Genomic DNA, 24,182 nt, shown 5'->3' with positions numbered 1-24,182 from the left:
TTCGCGAGCAAGGCTGCTCCCACATGTGACCTCGATTGTTTGATCAATCCCAGCCAGCGGACCACCGCACGCACACCCCTTTAATAGGAGCATCACCCCTATGAGCGTGCACGAACTCAAACGTCCGCTGGCCCTGGAATGGCCCGCCGAACTGCTCGGCAACCTGTGCGAGCCTTTGGAACACCTGCACCACTGGGCGCAAATCACGCCGTTGCAGACGGCCCTGCGCCACAAGCGCCAGGGCCAGTGGTATGCCTGGCGGTGGATTGACGCCTTGCGCGACGTCGAGCGCCTGGCCGATGGGTTGCGCCAGCAAGGCTTTGGCGAGCAGTCGCGGCTGGCCCTCAGCGGCGCGTTCGAGCCGAACCTGCTGTTGTTGGCGTTGGCTGCGCAATCGGTCGGCGGGCAGGTGGTGACCCTGGCCGATGACCTCGAGCCCGAAGTCCTGTACCAACAGCTGTGGCGTATTCGCCCGACCCATTCGTATGTGCAGGACCGCCGGCAAGTGCGGCACTGGGCGTCTGCCAACCGACTGGATTTTGCCCAGTTGCTCGGCCCGCTGGACCCGGCGCAGCACTTGCAGCGCTGGTGGCAACCCACCGGCGAAAGCGCGTTGTGGAGCGAGGAGGGCACTCACTGGCAGGGCGGGTTGGCCGTGGTGCTGGAGCAGTGGCTCAACAGCGGCCATGGCCTCGCCTTTCCGGAAAACCTCGCCTCGGCCCGCCGCGATCGCAGTGAAGTCGCGCCGACCGGCCTGCTGTTATCACCTGAGCGTTTGCACCACCTGGCCGACGACATCGAAAGCCGCCTGGCGCCCCACGGTACCTGGCGCCGACGCCTGTGCGACTGGGCCATCGCCCACCCGCAAAGTGGCCTGCGCCGGTTGCTGAAAAATCGTGTGCGCAGGCTGCTGGGCTTTCAGCGTCTGTCCTACATCTGGCAACCGCTCAAATCCAAGGCCGAGCCGACATGGCTGGCCGAATTCAAACGGGACATCGCATGAGCCAGGCCATTCTCCAGGTGCGCGACATTTCGTTGTCGTTCAAGGGCGTCAAGGCGATCAATGCCTTGTCGTTTGACGTCCAGCGCGGCGAGATTTGCGCGCTGATCGGGCCAAATGGCGCCGGCAAGAGTTCGTTGCTCAATGTGCTTAACGGTGTGTACCGCTTTGACGCCGGCGAGATCGTCTTCGAGCAACAACACTTCCACCGCATCGATCCATTGGGCGCGGCGCGTCGAGGCATTGGCCGTACCTTCCAGAACAACGCGCTGTTCAAAAAGATGAGCGTGCTCGACAACATCCTCACCGGCCTGTCGCGGCATATGCGCAGCACCTTTATCGAACAGGCCTTGGGCTTGCCGCGCGCCCGTCGTGAGGCCGAGGCCTTTCGCCTGCGTGCCCAGGGCATCCTTGAATTCCTTGAGTTGCAAGCCCACCGCGACGTGCTGGTGGGCAACCTGTCCTACGGCCTGCAAAAGCGCGTGGAGTTGGGCCGCGCGTTAATCGCAGGCCCGAGCCTGTTGCTGCTCGACGAACCCATGGCCGGGATGAACGCCGAAGAAAAACAGGAAATGGCGCGCTTCGTCGCCGACGTGAACCGCGACCTGGGCACCACCGTGGTGTTGATCGAGCACGACATGGGCGTGGTCATGGGCCTGTCCGACCATGTGGTGGTGCTCGACTACGGGCGCAAGGTCGGCGACGGCACGCCCGCCGAGGTACAGGCCAACCCCGAGGTGATCAGCGCCTACCTGGGAGTCGCACACTGATGACATTCTTTTTCGAAACCCTGCTCGGCGGCTTGCTCGCCGGCACCCTGTACTCGCTGGTCGCCATCGGCTTCGTGCTGATCTACAAGGCCAGCGGCGTATTCAACTTCGCCCAAGGCTCGATGCTGCTGTTTGCCGCGCTGACCTTTGTCAGCCTGCATGACCAGGGCGTGCCGTTTGCCCTGGCCGTGTTGCTGACGGTGATCGTGATGATCGTCGGCGCCTTGCTGATCGAGCGGCTGGTATTGCGCCCGTTAGTTAACCGTTCGCAGATCACCCTGTTCATGGCCACGTTGGGCCTGTCGTTCATTATCGAAGGCCTGGCCCAGGGCTTGATGGGCTCGCAGGTGCGCGCGCTGGATTTGGGCATCGACGACGTGCCGCTGTTTGTCGGGCCGCTGATGCTCAGTCAGTTCGACCTTATCGCCGCCGCGGCCGCCGTGGTGCTGGTGACGGTACTGGCGCTGCTGTTCAACACGACCCGCATCGGCGTGTCGTTGCGCGCGGTGGCGGATGACACCACGGCGGCGCTGTCCATCGGCATCAACCTCAACCGTATCTGGCAGATCGTCTGGGCCGTGGCCGGCGTGGTCGGGCTGGTGGCGGGGCTGTTGTGGGGCGCGCGCCAGGGTGTGCAGTTTTCGTTGTCGCTGGTGGTGCTCAAGGCCTTGCCGGTATTGATCATCGGCGGCTTCACCTCGATTGGCGGGGCGATTGTCGGCGGGCTGATTGTCGGCGCGGCGGAAAACCTGGCCGAGGTGTACATCGGCCCACTGATCGGCGGCGGTATCACGCCGTGGTTCGCCTACGTACTGGCCCTGGCCTTCCTGTATATCCGCCCCGCCGGCCTGTTCGGCGAGCGCGCCATCGAGCGAGTCTGAACCCATGTCGATTCCTGTCGTTCAACAAACCGCGCCGCTGGTGTTGATCCAGCGACGCGTGCCCAGGGGCCTGATCGGCCTGTTGGCGTTGGCCTTTGTTGTCGTGCCGCTGTGGGGCAATGACTATTGGCTCAATGCGATCCTCGTCCCGTTTCTAGTGCTGTCGCTGGCCGGGCTGGGCTTGAACCTGCTGACCGGCTACACCGGGCAAACCTCGGTGGGCGCGGCCGGTTTCATGGCTGTCGGCGCGTTCGCCACCTACGGGTTTTTGCTGCGTCTGCCGGCGCTGGGGTTGCCGGTGGCGCTGCTCGGCGGTGGGGTGATCAGCGCGTTGGTGGGGCTGTTGTTCGGCCTGCCGAGTTCGCGGATCAAGGGTTTTTACCTGATGGTCACCACCTTGGCCGCGCAGTTTTTCCTGGAGTGGCTGTTCGTCAAATTCCCCTGGTTCTACAACTACGGCTCCTCCGGCACCATTTCTGCGCCGAAACTGGCGCTGTTCGGCCATGACCTGAACACGCCGCTGGGTCGCTACCTGCTGACGCTGGTCACGGTGTTGCTGCTGACCTGGACCGCCGTCAACCTGGTGCGCAGCCAGGTCGGCCGCAACTGGATGGCGATCCGCGACATGGACACCGCCGCCGCCGTGGTCGGTATCCCGGTGGTGCGCTACAAGCGCCTGGCGTTCGCCGTCAGTTCGTTCTACCTGGGCATTGCCGGTGCGCTGTGGGCGTTCGCTTACCTGGGCACGGCCAGCGCCAGCAGCTTTGATATCAACCGCTCGTTCCAGATCCTGTTCATCATCATTATCGGCGGCATGGGCAGCATTGCCGGCAACTTCGTCGGCGCGGCGTTTATCAGCCTGCTGCCGATTTTCCTCAGCCATGCCGGGCAGGCCTTGTTCGGCGGCTCGGTGGATGCGGGGCAATTGCAGAACCTGCAGAAAATCATCTTTGGCGTGTTGATCATCGTGTTCCTGATCAAGGAACCCGAGGGGTTGATTCGTCTGTTGCACAACCTGCGTGACCGTCTGCGGCAGTGGCCGCTGCGCTTCTAACATTCCTTCAAGAGAATCCAACATGCGTGCAACCTTGAAACGTTCCCTGGTCGGCGCCGCCCTGGCGCTGGCCGCGTTGGCGGGCGCCGTGCCCCAGGCGACGGCCTCGCCCGACCAGCAATTCATTCCCCTGGCCACCTACCGTGTGGGCGCGTACGCCTCCAGCGGCGTGCAGGTGTGGGCCGGGATGATCGACTACCTGCGTTATATCAACGAGGTCGAAGGCGGTATCAACGGCGTGAAACTGGTGTGGCAGGAATGCGAAACCGAGTGGACGGCGGAGAAGGGCATCGAGTGCTACGAGCGCTTCAAGAATGGTCTGGATGGCGCGCCGGTCGCGGTCTATCAACCCAATGGCGCCCCGGCCGCGTACGCGCTGAGTGAGCGTGCCGAGGTGGACAAGATCCCGCTGATCACCCTCGGTTACGGCCGCACCGAAGCCACCGACGGCACGGTGTTCCCGTACAACTTCCCGGTGATGCTGACCTTCTACAGCGAGGCCTCCACCCTGGTGAACTACATCGCCCAGCGCGAAGGCGGTTTCGACAAACTCAAGGGCAAGAAAATCGCCACGGTCTATCACGACTCGGCCTATGGGCGCGAAACCCTTGGCCCGCTAAAGTTGCTGGCAGAGAAATACGGCTTTGAAAATATCCAGATTCCGGTGGCCGACCCGGGCAATGAACAGTCGGCGCAGTGGCGCCAGGTACGTCAGGCGAATCCGGACTGGGTGTTCCTGCGCACCTGGGGCGTCTCGACGCCCGTAGCGGTGAAAACCGCCGCGCGTTTTGGCTTCCCGGTCGACCATATCATCGGCGATATCTGGGCCAGCTCCAGCGAAGACGTGCTGCCTGCCGGCGCGTCCGCCAAAGGCTATCTGGCGCTGACGCCATACCCGGCCGGTGCCGATTTCGAGATCCACAAACGCCTCCAGAAATACATCCTCGACAAGGGCCACAGTGACCTCAAGGACTTGAAAAACTTCGGCAGCGTCTACTACAACTCCGGCCTGGTGAACGCCGCCGTGGCCGTGGAAGCGATCCGTACCGGCCAGGCCAAATTCGGCAAGCGCCCTCTCAACGGTGAAGAAGGCCGTTGGGGCCTGGAACACTTGAACATCGACGACGCGCGCTTGAAGGACATGGGCTACCTGGGCCTGATGCAAAACCTCAAGCTGTCGTGCCGCGACCATGAAGGCGGTGGCTCGGCGCGTGTGCAGCAATGGGACGGCGCCAGCTGGACGCTGATCAGCGACTGGATTGCCGCCGACCGCGCGTTGCTGCGCCCGTTGATCGACGAAAAATCCGCCGCCTTCGCCAAGGAAAAAGGCCTGACGCCGCGCACCTGCACCGGGGATGAATAACTCATGAGCCAACCCGCGGCCGAGTCCGCCAGCCAAGCGCTGTTGACGGTCGATGACATCGAAGTGATCTATGACGGCGCAATCCTGGCGGTGGCCGGGGTGTCCTTGAGCGTGCCCAGGGGCGCCATCGTTGCCTTGCTCGGCGCCAATGGCGCGGGCAAAAGCACCACGCTCAAGGCGATCTCGGGGCTGGTGCGTGCCGAACGGGCCGAGGTCAGCCGGGGCGTGATCGAATACGCCGGCCGCGACCTTGCCGGCATCGACCCCAGCCAGCGCGTGCGTGAAGGCATGGTCCATGTGTTGGAGGGCCGGCACGTGTTCGGCCAACTGACGGTCGAAGACAATCTGCGCAGCGGCGGCTTTGTGCGGCGCTTGAGCCGCAAGGCCATGGAGCATGACCTGGAGCGCATCTACGCCTGGTTTCCACGCCTCAAGACCAAGCGTCACACCCGTGCCGGGCTGACCTCCGGCGGCGAGCAGCAGATGGTCGCCATCGGCCGCGCGTTGATGACGCGGCCCACCCTGGTGCTGCTCGATGAGCCGTCGATGGGCCTGGCGCCGATGATCGTGCAGGAAATCTTCGCGATCATCGCCCAGCTCAACCGTGAGCAGCAGGTGAGCTTTTTGATCGCCGAGCAGAACATCAACGTCGCGCTCACCTATGCGTCCCAGGGCTACGTGCTGGATACTGGGCGGGTGGTCTTGGGCGGCAGCGCCGCTGAACTGCGGGCGCGCGGCGATTTGCATGATATTTATCTGGGTAAACAGTAAGGGCGAATGTGCATGACTGAATCCATCCGCAACGCTGATGTCTTGATCATCGGCGGCGGCCTGAGCGGCACGATGTTGGCCGTGCAATTGCTGCGCCTGCCCGGGCAGCGCCGCATCCTGGTGATCGAACCACGCGCCGAGCTGGGCCGTGGCGAGGCGTACAGCGCGGTCGAACTGGGCCACACCTTGAACGGCAACGCCGCGCGCATGAGCGTCGACCCGGACAACGCCGACGACCTGACCCAATGGCTCACCGACTACATCGGCGCCGGTGGGTGGCCGCAGGCGCACCAGCAAGCCGTGCCGATCAGTGAGCTGTTCCCGCCGCGCGGGATCTTCGGGCTGTACGCGCAGCAGCGGCTGGCCGAAGCCAAGGCGTTGTCGGCTTCGACGGTGGAGCATGTGCGTGGCGAGGTCATCGACCTGCACGTGGATGAAAGGTCCACAGTGCTGACACTCGATAACGGCCAGCAACTGCGCGGCGCCTTTGCGGTATTGGCCACCGGCATGTTTCCCGCAGCGCGTACGCCGCAGACCGACTCCAGCGGCTTGAACGCGGCAGCCGTGGACCCCTGGGATGTGCAGGCGATGACCCTGATCGACCCGCAATCGACGGTACTGATCATCGGCTCCGGGCTGACCATGGTGGATGCCGTGGTGTCGCTGGAGCAGGCCGGCCATCGAGGCCCGATCGAGATTTTTTCGCGCCACGGGCTGCTGCCGCATGTACGGCGGCAGCCGCCGGGCTGGGTGGATTTTCTCGCCGAGGACCATCGCCTGCGCAGCCCCAGGCAACTGCTGCGCGAAGTGCGCCGCCAATGCCGCAGCGCGCTGCAGCAAGGCATCGATTGGCAGGCGCCGCTGGACACCGTGCGTGCGCATGTTGCCCGTTTGTGGAGCCAGGCCAGCGACGTCGAAAAACGCCAGTTCGTGCGCCATGTACGGCCGTGGTGGGAAAGTCATCATCACCGTTCGCCGCCGTTGAGCGCGCAATTGGTGGCACGGTTGCAGGGCGAAGGGCGGTTGCGGGTTCACGCAGCGTCGTTCAAAGGCGTGGTGGCCTCGGACGGCGGCGTGACTGTCCGCTTGCGTCGTCGCGGCGAGCAGGAGGTGACGCACGTGTCGGGGGCGGCGTTGATCAATTCCAGTGGCATTGAGTACGACTGGCGCCGCGTGGCCCGGCCGTTGCCCCAGCAGTTGCTCAAGCGTGGGTTGATCCAGCCCGGGCCGTTGGCGTTGGGGATTGCGGCGGATGTGTCGGGCGCTGTGGTGGATGCCGAGGGCACTGTCAGCCGGCGCCTGTTCGCCATGGGCCCGCCGTTGCGCGGGATGTGGTGGGAAAGCACGGCGGTGACCGACGTGGCGATTCAGGCCAAGGCGTTGGCGTTGAAGCTGACAAATATCTAATGTGGGAGCGGGCTTGCTCGCGAAGGCGGTGTGTCAGTTGCGCATGAGCGGGCTGACCCACCGCCTTCGCGAGCACGTCCGCTCCCCCACAGTTCAACCGAGTGCGTCTACCACACCGCGGTGCTCTGCCTTTTTGTGGGAACGGGCTTGCCTGCGATGCAGGCAACTCGGTGCATCAGGCATCAGCCGTTGATGCCATCGCAGCGGTGCGGCGATCCGACAAGCCCGTTCTCACAGTTGATCGGCGTTTCAACTTCCAATCTTTACGAAACCAGGCTTGAGGCCAAACACTTCGACCCCCTGCGCGGTCGACTGCCCGGTGGTGACCTTCACCCGTTCCACCGGTTGGTCCATCGTCGCGCGATACTCCACGGTCATGTCGGCGCGGTTGATCGCCTGGCTCGGCACCACAATCGCCTGCTCATTGTTGTAGGTGACAATGGTCAATCGCGCACTCATCCCCAGCCGCACGCGCTGCAATTGCTGCGGCGTCAGTTTGGGAATCGACAAGGTCACCGGAAATTGCGCGCTGCCCTGGCTGTCACTGGCAATCGCCAAGCCGCTGACCACACTCACCGAGCCGATCAGCCGCTCCCCGTCGAAGCCATCGCCCATCACTTCTACCGCCTGGCCCTGGTGCAGCTGGTTGATGTCCAGCTCCGACACCTTGGCCACGATTTTCAGCCGTTCGATATTCGCCAGGCCGAACAGCACCTGGCCCTGGCTGACTTTGCTGCCGGCCTGCACCGGCGCGTTACTGTTGCCACCGCCTGGCGTCGACGTAGTGCTGCCGGGGGCGGGCACCACGATGCCGGAGAACGGCGCCTTGACCTCCTTGCCCTCGAGCAGTGTGTGCAGGGCGTCGTACCTGACCGTGGCGTTGGTCAGCTCCATGTCGGCGATCTGCTTGTATTCGCCCTGGCCCTGGTCCTGCGCCTGCTGCAGTTCACTGCGGGCGGAGGCGAGGTCCAGTTGCTGCTGCTGAGTCTGCTGTTTGAGGTCGTCCAGTTCGTTGCGCGGAATGATGCCGCGCTTGAACAGGTTTTCGCTTTCGGTGAGTTTGCGCTGGGTGTTGCCGGCGGTCATTTCGGCGGTGCGCAGGCTGCGGCGCGCACGGCTGACGGCGGGGCTGCTGTCCCAGTCTTGCATCTCTTGCACGGTGCGCCGGGCCTTGAGCTGGGCCGACAATGCGTCGCGCAGCTGCACCTCGAGGGTGGCCGGGTCCATGCGCAACAGCACCTGGCCGGCATCGACACGCTGGCCTTGCTCGACCAGGTTGTCCAGCACGTTGCCGTCGAACGGCGCCGTCAGGGTGACGGTGGACTCGGGTTCGATCTTGCCCACCAGGCCGATCTGGTGCACGAGTGCGTCGGGTTTTACCGCCAGCCATTGCTCGGCCGTCCGGATTTGCCCGGCGTCACTGCGATGGCTGAGCACGGCAATGCCTGTGCCGGTCAGCAGCACGACCAATACAGCGCCGAGCAGGCGTTTTTTATCAGTAGTCATTGAGGGCGATTTCCCAACTTTCCAGCGTCATGCCCAGCGTCAGGTCGAGCTGGGTCTGGGCGTTCAAATAAGCGATCAGCGCATTGAGCTGGGCGTTTTCGGCGTTGCGCAGGTCGGTCTCGAAACTCAACACCTGAAAGTTGGTGGAGCGCCCGGCACTGAGTTTTTCCCGCTCGATTTCGATCTTGCGCCGCGACAGCTCGACAGCGCGCTGGGAGATTTCATATTGGCGCCAGCGTGTGCCGAGGTCGCGCACTACGTCGTTGACGTTGCGTTCCAGCTCCTGACGCGCATCGGTGATACGGATCTGCTGGTCCTCGACGTTGACCCGCGCGCGCACCTCGGCCTGTCGCGTGCTGATGTCACCGATAGGGATTTGCACCTGCACGCCAGCGTAGCTGTTCCACGTGCGGTTGTTGCCGTTGCCGTTGCCATTGCCGTTGCCGTTGTCGTTGTTGCTGTAGGCATCGCGGATCTGGTTGGCCCCGGCCACCAGGTCGACCTGCCAGCGCCCGGAATCCTTGGCGATCACCAGGTTGAGGTCGGCCTGTTGGCTGCCCAGCAGGGCGGCGAGGTATTCCGGCTGCTGGGTCTGCGCCAGGTTGAAGGCCTGGCGCTTGTCGATGGTCATCGGCCTGGCCTCCAGCGCCTCGCTGGCGCGGATGGGCGTCGACAGGTCCAGCGCCAACAGGCGCAGCAGGGCCAGGCGGCTTGTATCGAGCTGGTTCTGCGCTTCTTCGACGCCGAGTTGTTGGGTGGCGATGTCAGCTTCGGTCTGCACGATTTCGAACTCGGCCATGCGGCCTGCGCTGATCAATGCCTTGTTCACCTCCAGCAACGTGTTGGAGCGTTTGAGCGCATCCTGGACGATGCTCAACTGCTCCTGGGCGCGCAGCAGTTCGCGGTACGTGGCGATGATCTGGCTGATGGTCTGCGCCACGGTAGCCTTGAGGTTGAGCCGGTTGGCCTGTTCCGACAGGCGCGACAGGCGCAGCGGCGCGGTGGTGGCGTCCCAACCGGCGCCGCGCGCCAGCGGCTGGATGAGCGCCAGGTCAAGGCCGTCACTGCGGTAGCGGCCGGCGCGATCGGCGTTGTTCAGTTGTTGGGTCCAGGCCATGCTCAGCCGCGTGCCGTATTCGCCGAGCAAGGTGGCGTTCGGGGCCAGGTTGGCGTTGCGTGAGTTATCGGCGGTGCCGCGACTTTGGCGGTAGTAACTGTTGAGCGTGAGCTTGGGGTTGAACACATCTTCGGCCACGCGCAGGTCGAACTTCTGCGCCACCCGTTGCAGGTACGCGCTGCGGATTGCCGGGTTGTTGCGCAAGCCCAGGTACACCGCATCACCCAGGGTCAGGGTGGTGACCTGGGCATTCAACGACACGCCGCGCTCGTAACCTGTGCGGGTGCTGCTGGGCGCGGACGGGTTGATCACCACGTCGCCAGCCATGGCCGGCAGGCTTGCCATCACCAGTAACAGCGGCCATTTATTCATCACGCAAGGCCTCCACCGGTTGCAGCCGCGAGGCGGACACCGCTGGGTAAATGCCAAAGAACAAGCCCACCAGCAACGTACTGCCCACCCCAAGGGGCAGGGCGGCGGCGGCCAGGGCAAACGCCCAGCCCGACAGCCAGGCATAGAGCCAGGCGGCGCTCATGCCCAGCACGGCGCCGCACAGTGCGCCGACGGCCGTCAGGGTCACGGCTTCGAGCAGGAACAGGTTGCGGATGTCACGCTGACGCGCGCCCAGGGCCATGCGGATACCAATCTCACGGCGGCGCTCCGAGACATTCATCAGCATCACATTCATCACACCGACGCCGCCGCCTACCAGCGAGATCGCACCCAGCGCCAGCAACAAATAGGCGAACGTGCGGCTTTGCCGGGTCATGCCATCGATCATTTGCTGGGGCACCTGGATGTCGACATCGTGGTCGGTGAGTTGGCGTTTCAAGGCGCTGGAGGCGTCGCGGGCGATGCGCTCCATGTCCTGGCCCGGCGTGGCGCGGATAATCACGTTGCCGATTTGCGGGGTCGGGTAGATGCGGCGCATGCCTTCGGCGGGGATGAACAGCGATTCGTTGGCCTGCACCGGCATGAGCATGGCGCGGGCCTGGTTGTGCAGGATGCCCACTACCAGAAACAGGTAGTCGTTGATGCGTATGCGGTCGCCCGGTTTCAGCGGGTCACCCGGCATACTTAGGGCCTGAGCGAGCTGGTCGCCGATCACGGCGTAGGTTTCACCGGCGTCGAAGGGCGAAAGAAAGCGCCCGTCGCGCACCACCAGGCGCATGGCGTCCTTGATATCGGCTGTGGTGCCGACCAGGTTGGCGTTAGCCGTGCGGCCGTGGAACACGATCGGCCCACCGAACACGCTGAGGGCGCCGATATGGGCAATGCCGGGCACGCTGCCGCGCACGGCCTCAAGGTCGAGGCTGGCACGCATCGGCGCGCTGCTGTTGCCTTTGGGCGGAAACTGGGCAACCAGGGTGTCGGTGCCCATGTCCTTGAAGATCATCGCGGCATCCACCGCCGCGTTATGGCCGATATTGATCAAGGCCACCACCGATGAACTGCCGATGACGATGCCCAGCAGCGCCAGGACCGAGCGCTTGCCCAGGGTGCGCAGGCTCACAAACGCTTCGTGCAGCAGTTGGCTCAGGCTCTGCTCGACCCGCAAGCTCATAGGCGCCCGGCCTCATGCACCACGCCATTGCGTACCAGGATCTTGCGCTCCAGGCGCTCGGCGATATGCGGGTCATGGGTGACGATGATCAGCGTCACTTGCTGTTCGCGGTTGAGGCCCAGAAGCAGATCCATGATCTCCTGGGCCGTGGTGCTGTCGAGGTTGCCGGTGGGTTCGTCGGCAAGAATCACCGAGGGTTTGCCAACCAGTGCACGCGCAATCGCCACGCGTTGACGCTGGCCGCCGGAGAGGTCGGCGGGGCGGTGGTGGGCGCGCTCGGCCAGGCCGACCTGTTCCAGCATGCGCAACGCCTGTTCCACCGACTCGTGGCGCGACACGCCACGGTAACTCAAGGGCAGGGCGACGTTGTCCAGGGCACTGAGGCGCGGCAGCAGGTTGAAGCTCTGGAACACGAAACCGATCTGCTGGTTGCGGATCGCCGCCAGCTCATCGGGGCTGGCGCTGAAAATATCGTGGCCGGCAAAGCTGTATTGGCCGCAGTTGGGCAAATCCAGCAGGCCGAGGATATTGAGCAGGGTACTTTTGCCGGAGCCGGAGGCGCCGAGAATGCCGCAACTGTCGCCGCTGGCGATGGACAGGCACACATCATTGAGGATGGTCAGTTCCTGGCCGGCAAGCTGATAGCGTTTGCCGATGCCTTGCAGGGAAATCAAGCCTGGGTGCGCGGGGGTATCTGTCATCATGACTACGCCTGCAGTCTCGACGGTGCCGCTTGCGCCCGGTAAATCCTTGTAACAAGTTCGGGAGCTGCCTGGTACACGTCACGGACTGGTTTTATTTCTTGTTTTTAAAATATTGTTTGAATAGTAACCGCGTTCCATGCGCTTCGCCAGCCATGGATGTAGAGCGGTTTTACCCTTTGAAACGAATTTATCGCGCACGCGTTCGAGCGACTTGCGATGCCCTCGGCGAGTCGCGGAAGTCCCGGTTATACAGGCTTTTAGATGGATAGCGCAGTGTCAGTACTTGCTTTCGAAGGGCTGCCCCGGTATAAAAAATCAAATTATTTTTTAAAACAATATTTCCCCCGTGGAACTCCTATGGTCGCGAAGAAACTCAGCGCTCCAAACGTTACCAAGACTCGACTGCTGGATGCGACAGAGGCTCTCTTCATCAAGTACGGCTACGACGCCGTTCTGCTCCGGCAGATTACCGAGCGCGCCCAGGTGAACCTGGCCGCCGTGAACTACCACTTCGGGGACAAGGATTCCCTGATGAAAACCCTGCTGATGCAGCGCCTGGAGCCGCTCAACGAGCAGCGCCTGGAACTGCTTGCGCGCTGCGAAGCCGAATCCGACGGGCCCCTCGATTGCGATACCTTGCTTGGCGTATTATTCGCCCCGGCCATGGGCCTTGAGCGCAGTGACCCCGCCAGCGGGGAAGGGCGCTCATTCATTCGTTTCCTGGGTCGGGTTTACAGCGACACCTCGCCGTTTATCCAGGAATACCTCAAGGTTCATTATCAGCCGGTGTTCCAGCGTTTTTTCGAAGCGTTCGCACTGGCCTTGCCGGACCTGCCCCGCAATGAGTTGGGCGTGCGCCTGCAATTTGCGCTCAAGGCGATTTCCGGGGTGATGGCGGGCACGGAACTGCGCCTGCTGATGAACTCCATGAGCCTGGGCCGCCCGGCCACGGACGCCGAGGTAATGGCCAAGTTGATCACGCTGGTGTCGGCCGCGATTCGTGTGCCGCAGCAAAGCGCTGAAGCTGAAACCGCGTTGGCCAAGGTGCTGGATACCCAGCGCGCCATTCGTGAACAAGCGGCAGCGCCCGCCACCAAGGCAGCGCGATAAGCCTTTTTCCAACGCAAAAAAAAGCCCGCTGGGGCGGCGGGCTTGATGTGCAACGTTTGTAACGGATGAGGCTTCACCCTACGTCTGCGGATGTGAATAAATCGTGAAAAATATGTAAGAAAATGGGTGGGTAACAACAGATGTTCGATCCCGCGTGTGTCTGTCGGATTTTTCCTGCAAGCCTACCATTCGTCGCCACTGTCAGTTCTGACAGTAGATTCGATTAGAGCCCCAAGCGCCTCATTCACCTTGCCCGTCGCGCCGTTTCAGCGCGCTAAACCAGCAAGGTATGGCCATGACCACTCCCACTGAAGAACTCTCTCCACCCCCTTATTCGGTCTACCCTGCTGTCCGATTGGCTGAGGCGCTTTACCCCGAAACCGCGACGTGGGGCCTGGGCCAGCGTGAAACCGACCCCTACGCGCTCTTTACCTTCGAGAACTGGTACGCGGCCACCGTCAACGATCTTTATGCGCTCTACTGGCGCGATTCGAGTATGGCGGTGGCTTCGGCTGTCGTGACCAAGGTGGCTGATCGCTACAACCTGACGATCCCCAAGACCAAGATCCCGGAAGGCGAATTCCCGGTATTCGGGCAGGTCACACGCGCGGCCAGCGGTCAATTGGTGCGCTCGCTTCCTGAAACCTACCTGGTCAAGAGCAAGCGTCCCGGTGGCCTCACGTTCTGGGCTGCGGAGCAATTTCACAGAGGCTTGATCCTGTCCATCGAGGGATTCCCGGCGGGTGCGATCCTTAATCCGACCAACATTACCGGTGGGTTGTGGTGCCTGATTACCAAGTACGAAAACATCCGCAAGAACGACACCATCACCGTCGCCTACGGCGCCACGACCATTGACCATGTTGTCAGCCCCGACGAGGCGGCTAGGCCGGGGCCGGTCCGGGTTTTTATCAGCCCGACGATTATCCAGGCGGGCAACCTGCACGGTCCGGTGGGCGTGGCGTTTATGGTGCGCGATGTGGTGAACAACACCTCCGGGGAGAAGTACGCCTATTCCCGGCCTTACATTCTCAACAGCGAACTGGACCCCAACCTGCTGGATCCGCCGATCTTCACGGTGAACGAGGTCGAGGCCTCTATCGTCGATCTTGATCTGTCCAGCGCGGCACATTTTGCGGCGCTGGTCACCTTGCCACGCAAGACGCCGACGCCGAGCCCCAGTAACCGGGTTGTGCTGATACTGGTGATTACCCAGGTAACCGAGTACGGCGAGTCAACCCGAACGCTTCGTTTGCCGGCGGTGACCGACAGAAACCTGCGGGGCGAGAGCATTCCCATCGGCAACGGCGTGTTCAGCTCGCTGACAGATGCCAAGATCAGCCTGAGCTTTGAGTGGCAAACCGCTGGGGGAGTGGTGCTCAATCGCTCGGGCACCAGTGTGGTCCAAGTGGTCGGCACATCGGCGTTGAGGCTCCTGGCACCTGCCTTCGATAACAAAACAGGGCCTCAGGTCGTCCTCGCCAGTAACTATCTGAGTGGCGCCGTTGTGGCCGTGGCGTACCAGGGCATGACAGAGGCGCAGATCATCAGGCTCAAATGGACCTTTGCCGATGGCACTGTCGCCAGTATTCCCGTGCAGGCCGGGGTGAGCAGCGGCCTGGTGCTGTTTTCCATCAGCGCGCAAATCATCGCGCAAAGCCCAGGCCAGCTGATCAAGCTGTCTTATGAGGTGACGACGGGGACCAAGACTCAATCCTCGGCTATTCAGGAACTGACGTTTCAAGCCCAGGGCGGCGGGTTGACCGAGACGGTTGATGTCGGGATGGCCCCCCACGGGATCAGTATCACCAGCGATGGGCTGCGGGCCTTTGTAACCTGTCAGTTTAGCCATTCGGTTTCAGTGATTGATGTGAGGGCGCGTAAAGTCATTTACACCCTCTTCAACGTGAACTCGGCGTTCCTGTCGGTGCTCAGTCCAGACAACCGGCGTCTATATGTGGGCAATTTTGACGGCTCAAGTTACACCGTCATCGACACCTCTACGTACAGGATCCTTTCGACGGTTCCGATCGCGGGCGGCAACGACCTTTCGGGACTCGCCATTACGGCGGATGGCTCGCGATTGTTTGTTGCCTGCACCCGAAATTCCTTTGTGTCCGTCCATGATACCGCCTCGGGCGCCGTTCTCGGTCGGGTCTCCGTTGGGGTGAACCCGTTCGGCGTGGCGGTCAACCCGGAACAAACACAGGTGCTCGTCGCTTCAGCCTCGGTGCTGGATATCATCAGCGCCGGTACCCGCAATGCGCTCGTGGCGAGAATCAGTGGTACCAATCGGCCCGTACAAATAGCCTTCAGCGCAGGCAGTCCGGCGCGCTACGCCTACGTCAGTGACGTGGATGGCGTCCTGGTTGTTGACCTGATGAGTAACCTCATCATCCAGAAAATCACGGGCATCAATTGGGCGTGGGGCATCATGCGTAACCCAAATGCGCCGGAGCTCTGGGTGGGCGGCGTGGGCCCTGGTGGGATTGGGACCAATCGCGATTCGGTGTACATCATCAACACCAACACCAACCAGATTACTAAACGCCTCACCGGGTTCAGCAACGCTGCAAACATTGCCTTCTCGCCCGCCGCCGGCGTAGCCCTGGTCGTCAATAACGGCTCGGACAGTGTGAGTTTCGTCCCGCTTTAAGGCCCTTCGGTACCCCAGGCAAAACGCACAGGAAGTGCAGGGGACAGCACTGCGTCAGCGCAGGCTGTCCCTTTTCGTTGCCGCTTGCAATGACTCGCCAGCCTGGCCGCTGGCTGACGCGGTGAAACGCGCTCTACCATTTGTCGCTACTGTCATTTCTGACAGTAGATTCAACGACGGTCCCAAGCGCTTTATTGACCTTGCCCATGACGCCATTTGCGTGCGTCCCAACCAGCAAGGTGATGGCCATGACCACCCCCACTGAAGAACTCTCACCGCCGCCCTATTCGGTCTATCCGTCTGTTTCGTTGGCTGAGGCCCTGTACCCAGAAACCGCGAAGTGGGGCCTGGGCCAGCGCGAAACCGACCCCAATGCGCTCTTTACCTTTGAGAACTGGTACGCGGCCACCGTCAACGATCTTTACGCGATCTACTGGCGGGACTCGAGCATTGCGGTGGCCTCGGCCGTCGTCACCAAGGTGAGCGATCGCTACAACCTGTCCATCCCCAAGACCAAGATTCCGGAAGGCGAGTTCCCGGTGTACGGCCAGGTCACGCGCGCTGCCAGCGGGCAGTTGGTGCGCTCGATGCCTGAAACCTACTTGGTGAAAACCAAGCGGCCCGGTGGCCTGACGTTCTGGGCGTCCGAACAATTTCACAGAGGCTTGATCCTGTCGGTTGAAGGGTTTGCGGCGGGTGCAATCCTTAATCCGACCAACATCACAAGCGGGCTGTGGTGCCTGATTACCAAGTACGAAAACATCCGCAAGAACGACACCCTCACCGTCGCCTATGGCGCCACGACTATCGACCATGTTGTCAGCCCCGACGAAGCTGCTGGACCGGGGCCGATCAGGGTGTTTATCAGCCCGTCGGTTATCCAGGCGGGCAACCTGTACGGTCCGGTGGGCGTGGCGTTTATGGTGCGCGATGTGGTGAACAACACCTCCGGGGAGAAATACGCCTATTCCCGGCCTTACCTCCTCAACAGCGAACTGGACCCCAGTCTGCTTGAACCGCCGATCTTCACGGTCAACGATGTCGAAGCCTCCGTCGTCGATCTGGATCAGTTCAGCGCGGCACGTTTTGCGGCGCTGGTCGCGTTGCCGCGCAAGACGCCGACGCCGAACCCGAGCAACCGCGTTGTGCTGATAGTGGTGATTACCCAGGTTACCGAGTACGGGGAGTCAACCCGTACGCTTCGTTTGCCTGCGGTGACCGACAGAAACCTGCGGGGGGAGTCCATTCCTATCGGCAACGAGGTGCTCAACTCGCTGACGGATGCCACGATCAGCCTAAGGTTCGAGTGGCAAACCGGCACCGGTTCGCCACTGGGGCGTTCGGGCACCAGTGTGGTCAGGGTGGTAGGCACACCGATTCCCGATGTGTTGCCCTACCCAACGCTTAACGGCGCTTCAAACACTGAGCAAGCGACGACCGTTGACCCGCTGGCCATTCAATACAACACCGGTGTGACGGTTAAATACGCTGGCATGCTCGCCACGGACAGCATCACGCTGAGTTGGATTTATCAGGATGGCAGTCAGTATCAAACAACCCAGAGTGGTCATGCGAGTGGCACCGTAGTGTTTGACCTGACGGCAGCGCAAGTGCTGCATAACAGTGTCAATAGCCGGGTGCAGTTGAAGTATTCGATTCTGCGCGGTGCAAAAAAAGTTCAGTCAACCGTTCAAACCGTCACAGTCGGGGCTATCGCGCCAGCCCTGTTGCCGACACCCACAATTAATCATCAGGCCAATGGAACGGTTATCGACCTGAACAACTTTGCGGGCAATGCTCAGTTGACGTTGAGTCAATGGCCGTTAAGTAAAGCCGGCCAGCGTGTATGGATTACGTTGATGGGCGAGGGGCGATCGCAGGAGGTGCTGACGGATTATGTGGTCAAGTCTAACGACGCAATGAACGGCCTGTTGGATCAGGCGGTGCTGCGTAGCTTTTTGACAGCGCTGCCGAGGAACTCCAGGTTTCAGATTGAGACCCGAGTGGCCTACGATGGCGGCACGGACAAATGGCGGGCCGTCGTCTTTCCAACAGCGAACTACGTAATCAACGATTCGTGGACGGACGCTGTGTCCAACTTTCCGGGTGGAAGTTATGGGCCCTGGAGTTCCGGTGCAGGTGCGGCGGGCGGTTATATGGTTGGTACAGGCTTTCAAGTCGTCACCGCACTCTGACCCGCATCGAACGCGGGTGTATTGTTCAATGTCGTGCGTAACTTCAATAGCGCCCACCGTTATCGGGTTGATGCAACTATTTATAATCAGTCGGGTTATAACGATCCGCTCCTGGCGATATTTGTGGCTGGGCAAACCCTTAAAGGCCCCGTCTCCATACCCCGGCAGCAATGGTATGTCCTGGATGCCGAGTTTGTCGGCAGTATGGGTGGTGCGGAAGTTGTGCTTTATAACTACCAGGCCAGAGGGGGCGGCAGTGGTGCGGAGGGTGGCAATGACTTTATCGTTAATTCGGTGCGCATCACCCGTCTGACTTGATCATCAGGCATGCTTGAGCGTGCGTCGGGACAGCGCTACTTAACTGTGCGCTGTCCCTTTTGCATGCCCGTCAAATCTTCCAGTGACTCGCCGTCTTGGCCAGCCGCTGGCGCATGGCATCCACATTCGCCGCCAGTTGCAACGTCAATAACCGATACCCGTCCAGCGCACTCTGTACCGGCGCTTCCAGTGCGTCGTCATCCGTTGTGTGCGCGGCAGGCCGTTCCAGCCGCTCGGTAAACCCCAGCTTCAAGGCCCGTGCCATGCCCACCCACTGCACCCGAATCTGCCGGTGCTCCGCCTTCAACATCACCTGCATCCGTGCCATCGCCTGTGCATCGCGTGGATCGGGCCGGGTATTGCCGAGAATCTCCAGGGTGCTGATGCACATGCGCAGGTGCCGTTGGATCGCATCCAGTTCGGTCATGGAGATGCGCACTTCCTTGGACACAGACGGCATCAACGAGCGCAACTGCAGCATGGCCGCATTCAAGCGGTTGAGCAGCTTCAAGTGTTCATCATCGGTGACCGACTGGCCGCTGATGATTCGGCTATAGATTTGCGCGCAGTCACGCAACGCGCTGGCCAGGTTGTAGCGCCATGAGTACACCGCGTACAGCGGCAGGGCGAAGGAGAACGCCAGCGCCAAGACAATGCCGATCAGAATGTCGACGGTGCGCCACAAGCCGTCGGATATCGGATTATCCCCGTGCCCCGCGACGATAAACACCGTGATCGCCGACAACAGCGCGATGTAACCGCCCTTGCCGATGGCGTGATAGGAAAAAAAACCGCACACCACCGACATCAACAGATACGTGAGCAATGGCTGACCGAAATAAGCCTGTTGCACCACCAGCAACAAGCCGACGCTGGCGCCGATCAAGGTGCCGTAGGCGCGCTCCACAGCTTTTTTGCCGATATTACCGTGGTGCTGCAAACCGCCGATCACGATCAGCATGGTCACCGAGGCCCACTCGCCGTGCGGCAGGTTGATGCCGGTGGTGAGCAGGATGGTCGCCAGCAAACCGATGGACACGCGCACGGCGTGGATCAGCTTGGCATGGCGATAGCGGCGGTAGGGGTCCAGCAAGGGGCGCAACAGGCGCCGTGCGAACGCGGGCAAATGCAGGTTCATCGGTATTGACGTGGCCTTAGTAGTCAGTGCGAACGCGGTCTAAGTGGTGGGAGCGGGCTTGCTCGCAAGTGCGCGGTGTCAGTCAAAGATGTGTTGACTGACACCGCGCTTTCGCGAGCAAGCCCGCTCCCACCTGTTGAACTGCGCCATCTTTAAAAAATGTAGTCGGTCGTCAAGAAGCTTGAGTCACGGTTGCGCAGGATATCGCTGACCAGCGCCTTGTTGCTTTCCTGGAACTTGGTCGCCACCAGCGTGCGGATCGAGAACACGCGCAATGCGTCATGTACCGACAGCGTGCCCTCGGCCGAGTTCTTGCGGCCGTTGAAGGGGAACGTGTCCGGGCCGCGCTGGCACTGGGCGTTGATGTTGATACGGCCCACCTGGTTGGCAAACACATCTACCAGGCGCCCGACCTCCACGGCGTTGGTGCCGAAGATACTCAGTTGTTGGCCGAAGTCCGAGTCCAGCACGTAGTCGATCACCGTGCCCAGGTCACGGTAAGGCACAATCGGCACCACTGGCCCGAACTGCTCCTCGTGGTACACGCGCATCTGCGGGTTCACCGGGTACAGCACCGCCGGGTAGAAGAACGAACCGCGGCTGGTTGCGCCATTGGCATTCACCACCTTGGCGCCATGCTGCGCCGCATCGGCCACCAGCGCGTTGAGGTAATCGACCTTGCCGACTTCCGGCAGCGGCGTCAGCGAGACGCCGTCTTCCCAGGGCATGCCGGGTTTCAACGTGGCCAGCTTGGTGTTGAATTTCTCGATAAAGCGCTCGACGACATCTTCGTGCACAAACAGGATTTTCAGCGCAGTGCAGCGTTGACCATTAAACGACAGCGAGCCGGTGACGGCTTCGTTGACCGCATTGTCCAGGTCCACCTCGGGCAGCACGATGCCAGGGTTTTTCGCATCCAGGCCCAAGGCCGCGCGCAGGCGGTGTGGTTTGGGGTGCAGCTTTTTCAAGTCGCTGGCGGCCTTGTTGGTGCCGATGAACGCGAAGATATCGATCTTGCCGCTGGCCATCAGCGCACTGACGGTTTCACGGCCACTGCCGTAGATCACGTTGATCACGCCGGCCGGAAAGCTGTCACGGAACGCTTCCAGCAGCGGGCGAATCAACAGCACGCCAAGCTTGGCCGGCTTGAACACCACGGTGTTGCCCATGATCAGCGCCGGGATCAGCGTGGTGAAAGTCTCGTTCAGCGGGTAGTTGTAAGGCCCCATGCACAGCGCCACGCCGAGCGGCACGCGGCGGATTTGCCCCAGCGTGTCCTGTTCCAGCTCGAAGCGGCTGCTGCGGCGGTCGAGTTCCTTGAGGGCATTGATGGTGTCGGTGATGTAGTCGCAGGTGCGGTCGAACTCTTTCTGCGAGTCCTTGAGGTTCTTGCCGATCTCCCACATCAGCAGCTTGACCACCGCATCACGCTGTTCGCGCATGCGCCGCAAGAAAGCTTCCACATGATGGATGCGCTCGGCCACGCGCATCGTCGGCCATTCGCCCTGGCCTCGGTCATAGGCGCGCACGGCGGCGTCGAGAGCAGTCAGGGCGGTGTCGGCGTCCAGCAGGGGCGTGCTGCCGATATGCACGCGCTCATCGCCCAGTTGCACCGGGCTCAGTACCTGGGCCAATGGGCCGTTCCACACCTGCAACTGGCCGTCGACCAGGTAATCACGCTGTTCAATGGGCGCCGCCAGGCGAAATTGCTCGGGAATATCGGCGGCGGAGGTCGGAAACAGCTGGTCGAGCAGGTTACTGGTGGTCATGTCGCTACCCCTGGAATAGTTGCAAAACATGACTAGAGAGTCACCCATCCAAGGGCTGTGTGGCAAGCGCCAGACGCATTACAGCAGCGTCCCTGCCAACGCCACGCCCAGCGCTGCGCCGATTTGTCGCGCGGTGTTGAGGGTGCTGGCGGCAATTCCGGCCTGTGCCGGGTGTACCGCGTTCATCAGTGCGGCGGTGGCGGCGGGAGTGATCAGCCCCGCCGCCAGGCCGATGATCGGCAGGGGCACCACGAGCAGGGCGTAGTCGGGGGATGTGCCGCTCATCAGCAACTGGCCGAAGCCGGCCACGTACAGCACCAGGGCGCCGCCGATCAGCCAGCGACTGCCGAACGCGCGCACCAATTGGCCGGCCATCAGGCTGCCAATGCTCACCAGCACCGTCAGCGGCAAAAATGCGACGCCGGTCCGCAGTGGCGAGAAGCCCAACGTTCGCTGGAAATACAGGCCGAGTAAAAACATCAGGCCGTACAGCAGCAATGCAGATACCAGGGAAACCGCCGCGCACAGGCTGAACACGCGGCTGCCGAACAGTTGCACCGTAAGGCGCAGCCAGCCCGCTGCCCGCGGTTGTCTGGCACTGGCGGCAAGGCGCGCACTCAGCGCGACGGCGAGCAGTCCCAATGGCAGATTGACGAGGAAGAGACTCCGCCACCCCAGCGTCTGGATCAACACGCCCCCACCAACGGCCCGGCGGCCATGGCGATGCCGCCGCACCCGGCCCATACGCCGATAGCCGCCACGCGCCCGGCAGGGTTGTCGAGGTAGGTCTGATTGATCAGTGCAGGGAAGCGGGCACCAGCAATGCCGCGCCGACGCCCTGCAGCACGCGCGCGGCGATCAGCATCAGAGCGCACCCATCATTTGGCCGGGCCGCTGGGCGTGCAGTTGCTCAGCGCGTTGTGCGAAGCCGGTTGGTTGCGCCGCTCGAAAGATTCCCGCGCGGTACGGGTCACGCCCAAGGGCTGGACGCAGTTGAAGGCGCAATTGGGTCTGGACCCGCGTGACCTGGAAAAGCCTGAGCAAAAGCAGGCGTGCGGCGGTTAAACTACGCGGCTTTCTTGAAGGAGTTCACATGAGTCAGTACCAGCCGGGCATTCTTGCCGCACCGGTGCCCTTGCAGGCACGCCATCTGTTTTTTGCCGTGGATTGCCTGGCTGCCGTACCCGGCGCATTGGACGCGCTGGTGCAGTTGACCGATTCGTCCGCGGTGGTGGGTTTGGGTGAGCCGCTGGTGACTGCACTGGGCGCAACCATTGACGGCTTGCGCGCGTTCCCTGCCGTCAGCGGCCCGGGCGCGCATAACCCCTCCACCCAGCAAGCGCTGTGGGTATGGCTGCATGGCGTGGATCGCGGTGAGCTGCTGTTGCGCAGCCGCAGTGTTGAAAAAGCCATGGCGCCGGCCTTTCGCCTGGTGCAGATGACCGAAGGTTTCCGCTACAAGACCGGCTTCGATTTGACCGACTATGAAGACGGCACTGAAAACCCCCACGACGACGCCGCGGTCGAAGCCGCGATGACCGACAGCGGCGCCAGCTTTGCCGCGATCCAGCAGTGGCAGCACGACCTCGACGGTTTTGCCGCTTTGCCTGCGCAAGAGCGCGACCACATCATCGGCCGCCGCCATGGCGATAACGAAGAGCTGGACGACGCACCCGAGTCCGCGCACACCAAACGCACCGCGCAGGAAAGTTTCACGCCGGAAGCCTTCGTGGTGCGCCGCTCGATGCCTTGGGCCGAGAACGGTCAGGCAGGGTTGATGTTCCTCGCCTTCGGGCATTCCTTTGATGCATTTGAAGCCCAACTGCGGCGCATGAGCGGGCTGGAAGACGGGATAGTGGACGGGCTGTACCGCATCAGTACACCGTTGACGGGTGGCTACTACTGGTGCCCGCCGCTGAAGGACGGGCACCTGGACCTGAGTGCGATCAGCTATACGCCGCACCTATAAACCGCTGGGCGCAGGCATGTTGTGGGGAGCGATGTTGCTGTGGCAAACGGGCTTGCTGTGGCAGCCGGGATTGTTGTGGTGAGCAGGGTTGTTATGGCGAGCAGGCTTGTTGTGGCAAGGGGGCTTGTTGTGGCGAGCGGGCTTGCCCCGCGTTGGGCTGCGCAGCGGCCCCAAATCCGGCTACGCGGTTTGCCTGATAAACCTGGGTGTTTGTAGCAGGGGCCGCTTCGCGCCCCAACGCGGGGCAAGCCCGCTCGCCACAACAAACCCGATCGCCACAGCAAGCCCCCTTGCCACAACAAGTGGGCTTGCCACGACAAAGACGCTTGCCAGAATAACGCCGCTCGCGGCACCTGTCGGTCAGCTGTTGTGCATACCCAGTTGGGCATACAGCGGCGCCATCCCCGCGCCTCGGCAGTGGCGGCAACCATACGGGCTGAGAACCACCGGCGCTTTCAGTTGCGTGACGGGCGTACGTTCGATCCAAGTGGGTGCCACAAACCGATAACCCTGGCCCGGCACCGTGGCGATGTAGAACGACTCTTCGTCGCCGAGGGCGCGGCGCAGTGTCTTGATTTGCGTGCGCAGGTTGCATTCTTCCACCACCGTTTTCGGCCAGGCGATGGCCAGCAAGCGGTCTTTTTCCAGCAGTTCACCGGGCCGGGAGGCGAGGGCGATCAGCAAGGTCAGGGCGCGGCTGCCCAGGGCCACGGGTTGCCCGTGCTTGAGCAGCCGATGACGTTGGGGTAGCAGTTGGAAGGGGCCGAAGTGGATCTCGAGGGTGGCGTCATCGGTGAGGTGGCGGCGAGTTGAATACGTCATGTCATTGAACCTTTAGGCGTGGGAAACAGCCCGGCGCAGCTGCGTTTGCGCCAGGCTGTCGGGGGAGG

At 62.2% G+C, this 24,182-nt stretch carries 22 protein-coding genes; 13 read left to right on the top strand and 9 right to left on the bottom strand.

Annotated elements, in window-relative coordinates; all coding sequences use genetic code 11:
* Nucleotides 1–100 precede the first annotated feature (100 nt).
* The 7 genes from AACU78_RS27675 to AACU78_RS27645 are packed head-to-tail and all read left to right on the top strand — an operon-like array spanning nt 101 to nt 7,246.
* Nucleotides 101–1,003: an AMP-binding protein gene (locus AACU78_RS27675; RefSeq protein WP_106578782.1), complete on the top strand. Its 903-nt coding sequence runs from the start codon at nt 101–103 to the stop codon at nt 1,001–1,003.
* Complete coding sequence (locus AACU78_RS27670) at nt 1,000–1,770, top strand: ABC transporter ATP-binding protein (protein WP_106578781.1); 771 nt, start codon at nt 1,000–1,002, stop codon at nt 1,768–1,770. Before AACU78_RS27675 ends, AACU78_RS27670 begins: the two co-directional genes overlap by 4 nt.
* The gene (locus AACU78_RS27665) at nt 1,770–2,651 is read left to right on the top strand and encodes a branched-chain amino acid ABC transporter permease (RefSeq protein WP_106578780.1); all 882 of its coding nucleotides are present in this window, start codon (nt 1,770–1,772) and stop codon (nt 2,649–2,651) included. The genes AACU78_RS27670 and AACU78_RS27665 overlap by 1 nt, the downstream gene beginning before the upstream one ends.
* 4 nt (nt 2,652–2,655) lie before the next feature.
* A complete protein-coding gene (locus tag AACU78_RS27660; protein ID WP_106578779.1) occupies nt 2,656–3,705 on the top strand; it encodes a branched-chain amino acid ABC transporter permease in 1,050 nt (349 codons plus the stop codon).
* Between the two features lie 22 nt (nt 3,706–3,727).
* Nucleotides 3,728–5,068 carry an ABC transporter substrate-binding protein gene (locus AACU78_RS27655; protein ID WP_106578778.1) on the top strand — a complete coding sequence of 447 codons (1,341 nt, stop codon included), beginning with the start codon at nt 3,728–3,730 and terminating at the stop codon, nt 5,066–5,068.
* A gap of 3 nt (nt 5,069–5,071) precedes the next feature.
* On the top strand, nt 5,072–5,839 hold the full coding sequence (locus tag AACU78_RS27650; RefSeq protein ID WP_106578777.1) for an ABC transporter ATP-binding protein: 768 nt from the start codon (nt 5,072–5,074) through the stop codon (nt 5,837–5,839).
* Nucleotides 5,840–5,851: 12 nt separating this feature from the next.
* Nucleotides 5,852–7,246: an FAD/NAD(P)-binding protein gene (locus AACU78_RS27645; protein WP_106578776.1), complete on the top strand. Its 1,395-nt coding sequence runs from the start codon at nt 5,852–5,854 to the stop codon at nt 7,244–7,246.
* A gap of 249 nt (nt 7,247–7,495) precedes the next feature.
* On the opposite strand, the gene AACU78_RS27640 is transcribed toward AACU78_RS27645, so the two are convergent.
* The 4 genes from AACU78_RS27640 to AACU78_RS27625 are packed head-to-tail and all read right to left on the bottom strand — an operon-like array spanning nt 7,496 to nt 12,137.
* Nucleotides 7,496–8,752 (bottom strand): efflux RND transporter periplasmic adaptor subunit, encoded by a 1,257-nt coding sequence (locus AACU78_RS27640; RefSeq protein ID WP_106578775.1) that lies wholly within the window; start codon nt 8,750–8,752, stop codon nt 7,496–7,498.
* The gene (locus tag AACU78_RS27635) at nt 8,742–10,241 is read right to left on the bottom strand and encodes a TolC family protein (protein ID WP_106578774.1); all 1,500 of its coding nucleotides are present in this window, start codon (nt 10,239–10,241) and stop codon (nt 8,742–8,744) included. The genes AACU78_RS27640 and AACU78_RS27635 overlap by 11 nt, the downstream gene beginning before the upstream one ends.
* Complete coding sequence (locus AACU78_RS27630) at nt 10,234–11,433, bottom strand: ABC transporter permease (protein WP_106578773.1); 1,200 nt, start codon at nt 11,431–11,433, stop codon at nt 10,234–10,236. Before AACU78_RS27630 ends, AACU78_RS27635 begins: the two co-directional genes overlap by 8 nt.
* Nucleotides 11,430–12,137 carry an ABC transporter ATP-binding protein gene (locus AACU78_RS27625; RefSeq protein WP_106578772.1) on the bottom strand — a complete coding sequence of 236 codons (708 nt, stop codon included), beginning with the start codon at nt 12,135–12,137 and terminating at the stop codon, nt 11,430–11,432. Before AACU78_RS27625 ends, AACU78_RS27630 begins: the two co-directional genes overlap by 4 nt.
* A 357-nt stretch (nt 12,138–12,494) precedes the next feature.
* On the opposite strand from AACU78_RS27625, the gene AACU78_RS27620 reads away from it, so the two are divergent.
* From AACU78_RS27620 to AACU78_RS27605, 4 genes are all read left to right on the top strand, one after another.
* On the top strand, nt 12,495–13,247 hold the full coding sequence (locus AACU78_RS27620; protein WP_106578771.1) for a TetR/AcrR family transcriptional regulator: 753 nt from the start codon (nt 12,495–12,497) through the stop codon (nt 13,245–13,247).
* A 295-nt stretch (nt 13,248–13,542) separates the two neighbouring features.
* Nucleotides 13,543–15,903 carry a YncE family protein gene (locus tag AACU78_RS27615; protein WP_146151444.1) on the top strand — a complete coding sequence of 787 codons (2,361 nt, stop codon included), beginning with the start codon at nt 13,543–13,545 and terminating at the stop codon, nt 15,901–15,903.
* Between the two features lie 248 nt (nt 15,904–16,151).
* Nucleotides 16,152–18,098 carry a hypothetical protein gene (locus tag AACU78_RS27610; protein ID WP_146151443.1) on the top strand — a complete coding sequence of 649 codons (1,947 nt, stop codon included), beginning with the start codon at nt 16,152–16,154 and terminating at the stop codon, nt 18,096–18,098.
* A gap of 21 nt (nt 18,099–18,119) precedes the next feature.
* Nucleotides 18,120–18,416 carry a hypothetical protein gene (locus AACU78_RS27605; RefSeq protein ID WP_146151442.1) on the top strand — a complete coding sequence of 99 codons (297 nt, stop codon included), beginning with the start codon at nt 18,120–18,122 and terminating at the stop codon, nt 18,414–18,416.
* A gap of 70 nt (nt 18,417–18,486) precedes the next feature.
* Here the strand turns inward: AACU78_RS27605 and AACU78_RS27600 are convergent, their stop codons facing one another.
* From AACU78_RS27600 to AACU78_RS27585, 4 genes are all read right to left on the bottom strand, one after another.
* Entirely contained in the window at nt 18,487–19,548 is a 1,062-nt protein-coding gene (locus tag AACU78_RS27600) for an FUSC family protein (protein ID WP_106578956.1), read from the bottom strand.
* Between the two features lie 158 nt (nt 19,549–19,706).
* A complete protein-coding gene (locus AACU78_RS27595; RefSeq protein WP_106578768.1) occupies nt 19,707–21,323 on the bottom strand; it encodes an NADP-dependent glyceraldehyde-3-phosphate dehydrogenase in 1,617 nt (538 codons plus the stop codon).
* 78 nt (nt 21,324–21,401) lie between these two features.
* On the bottom strand, nt 21,402–22,016 hold the full coding sequence (locus tag AACU78_RS27590; protein ID WP_158266161.1) for an MFS transporter: 615 nt from the start codon (nt 22,014–22,016) through the stop codon (nt 21,402–21,404).
* Nucleotides 22,010–22,198, bottom strand: a complete 189-nt coding sequence (locus tag AACU78_RS27585; RefSeq protein ID WP_177410111.1) for a hypothetical protein — start codon at nt 22,196–22,198, stop codon at nt 22,010–22,012. Before AACU78_RS27585 ends, AACU78_RS27590 begins: the two co-directional genes overlap by 7 nt.
* A gap of 7 nt (nt 22,199–22,205) precedes the next feature.
* On the opposite strand from AACU78_RS27585, the gene AACU78_RS27580 reads away from it, so the two are divergent.
* Entirely contained in the window at nt 22,206–22,388 is a 183-nt protein-coding gene (locus AACU78_RS27580) for an ArsR family transcriptional regulator (RefSeq protein WP_256586990.1), read from the top strand.
* Nucleotides 22,389–22,416: 28 nt separating this feature from the next.
* Entirely contained in the window at nt 22,417–23,292 is an 876-nt protein-coding gene (locus AACU78_RS27575) for a Dyp-type peroxidase (RefSeq protein ID WP_106578765.1), read from the top strand.
* A 360-nt stretch (nt 23,293–23,652) separates the two neighbouring features.
* Here AACU78_RS27575 and AACU78_RS27570 read toward each other — a convergent pair whose 3' ends face one another.
* Nucleotides 23,653–24,114, bottom strand: coding sequence for a winged helix-turn-helix domain-containing protein (locus tag AACU78_RS27570; RefSeq protein WP_106578764.1), 462 nt, complete (start codon nt 24,112–24,114; stop codon nt 23,653–23,655).
* Between the last annotated feature and the right edge of the window lie 68 nt (nt 24,115–24,182).

Source organism: Pseudomonas sp. R9.37 (genome assembly GCF_963878885.1).
Taxonomy (GTDB): Bacteria; Pseudomonadota; Gammaproteobacteria; order Pseudomonadales; family Pseudomonadaceae; genus Aquipseudomonas.
Note: the sequence above shows the minus strand (reverse complement) of the source record. Positions and strands in the feature narration are given on the sequence as shown.

Bases quoted from the DNA above. Each gene is read 5' to 3' on its own strand.
- AACU78_RS27660 (WP_106578779.1), top strand. From the start codon at position 2,656: ATGTCGATTCCTGTCGTTCAACAAACCGCGCCGCTGGTGTTGATCCAG.
- AACU78_RS27640 (WP_106578775.1), bottom strand. From the start codon at position 8,752: ATGACTACTGATAAAAAACGCCTGCTCGGCGCTGTATTGGTCGTGCTG.
- AACU78_RS27630 (WP_106578773.1), bottom strand. From the start codon at position 11,433: ATGAGCTTGCGGGTCGAGCAGAGCCTGAGCCAACTGCTGCACGAAGCG.
- AACU78_RS27635 (WP_106578774.1), bottom strand. From the start codon at position 10,241: ATGAATAAATGGCCGCTGTTACTGGTGATGGCAAGCCTGCCGGCCATG.
- AACU78_RS27615 (WP_146151444.1), top strand. From the start codon at position 13,543: ATGACCACTCCCACTGAAGAACTCTCTCCACCCCCTTATTCGGTCTAC.
- AACU78_RS27670 (WP_106578781.1), top strand. From the start codon at position 1,000: ATGAGCCAGGCCATTCTCCAGGTGCGCGACATTTCGTTGTCGTTCAAG.
- AACU78_RS27610 (WP_146151443.1), top strand. From the start codon at position 16,152: ATGACCACCCCCACTGAAGAACTCTCACCGCCGCCCTATTCGGTCTAT.
- AACU78_RS27575 (WP_106578765.1), top strand. From the start codon at position 22,417: ATGAGTCAGTACCAGCCGGGCATTCTTGCCGCACCGGTGCCCTTGCAG.
- AACU78_RS27570 (WP_106578764.1), bottom strand. From the start codon at position 24,114: ATGACGTATTCAACTCGCCGCCACCTCACCGATGACGCCACCCTCGAG.
- AACU78_RS27645 (WP_106578776.1), top strand. From the start codon at position 5,852: ATGACTGAATCCATCCGCAACGCTGATGTCTTGATCATCGGCGGCGGC.
- AACU78_RS27595 (WP_106578768.1), bottom strand. From the start codon at position 21,323: ATGACCACCAGTAACCTGCTCGACCAGCTGTTTCCGACCTCCGCCGCC.
- AACU78_RS27620 (WP_106578771.1), top strand. From the start codon at position 12,495: ATGGTCGCGAAGAAACTCAGCGCTCCAAACGTTACCAAGACTCGACTG.
- AACU78_RS27625 (WP_106578772.1), bottom strand. From the start codon at position 12,137: ATGATGACAGATACCCCCGCGCACCCAGGCTTGATTTCCCTGCAAGGC.
- AACU78_RS27650 (WP_106578777.1), top strand. From the start codon at position 5,072: ATGAGCCAACCCGCGGCCGAGTCCGCCAGCCAAGCGCTGTTGACGGTC.
- AACU78_RS27675 (WP_106578782.1), top strand. From the start codon at position 101: ATGAGCGTGCACGAACTCAAACGTCCGCTGGCCCTGGAATGGCCCGCC.
- AACU78_RS27665 (WP_106578780.1), top strand. From the start codon at position 1,770: ATGACATTCTTTTTCGAAACCCTGCTCGGCGGCTTGCTCGCCGGCACC.
- AACU78_RS27655 (WP_106578778.1), top strand. From the start codon at position 3,728: ATGCGTGCAACCTTGAAACGTTCCCTGGTCGGCGCCGCCCTGGCGCTG.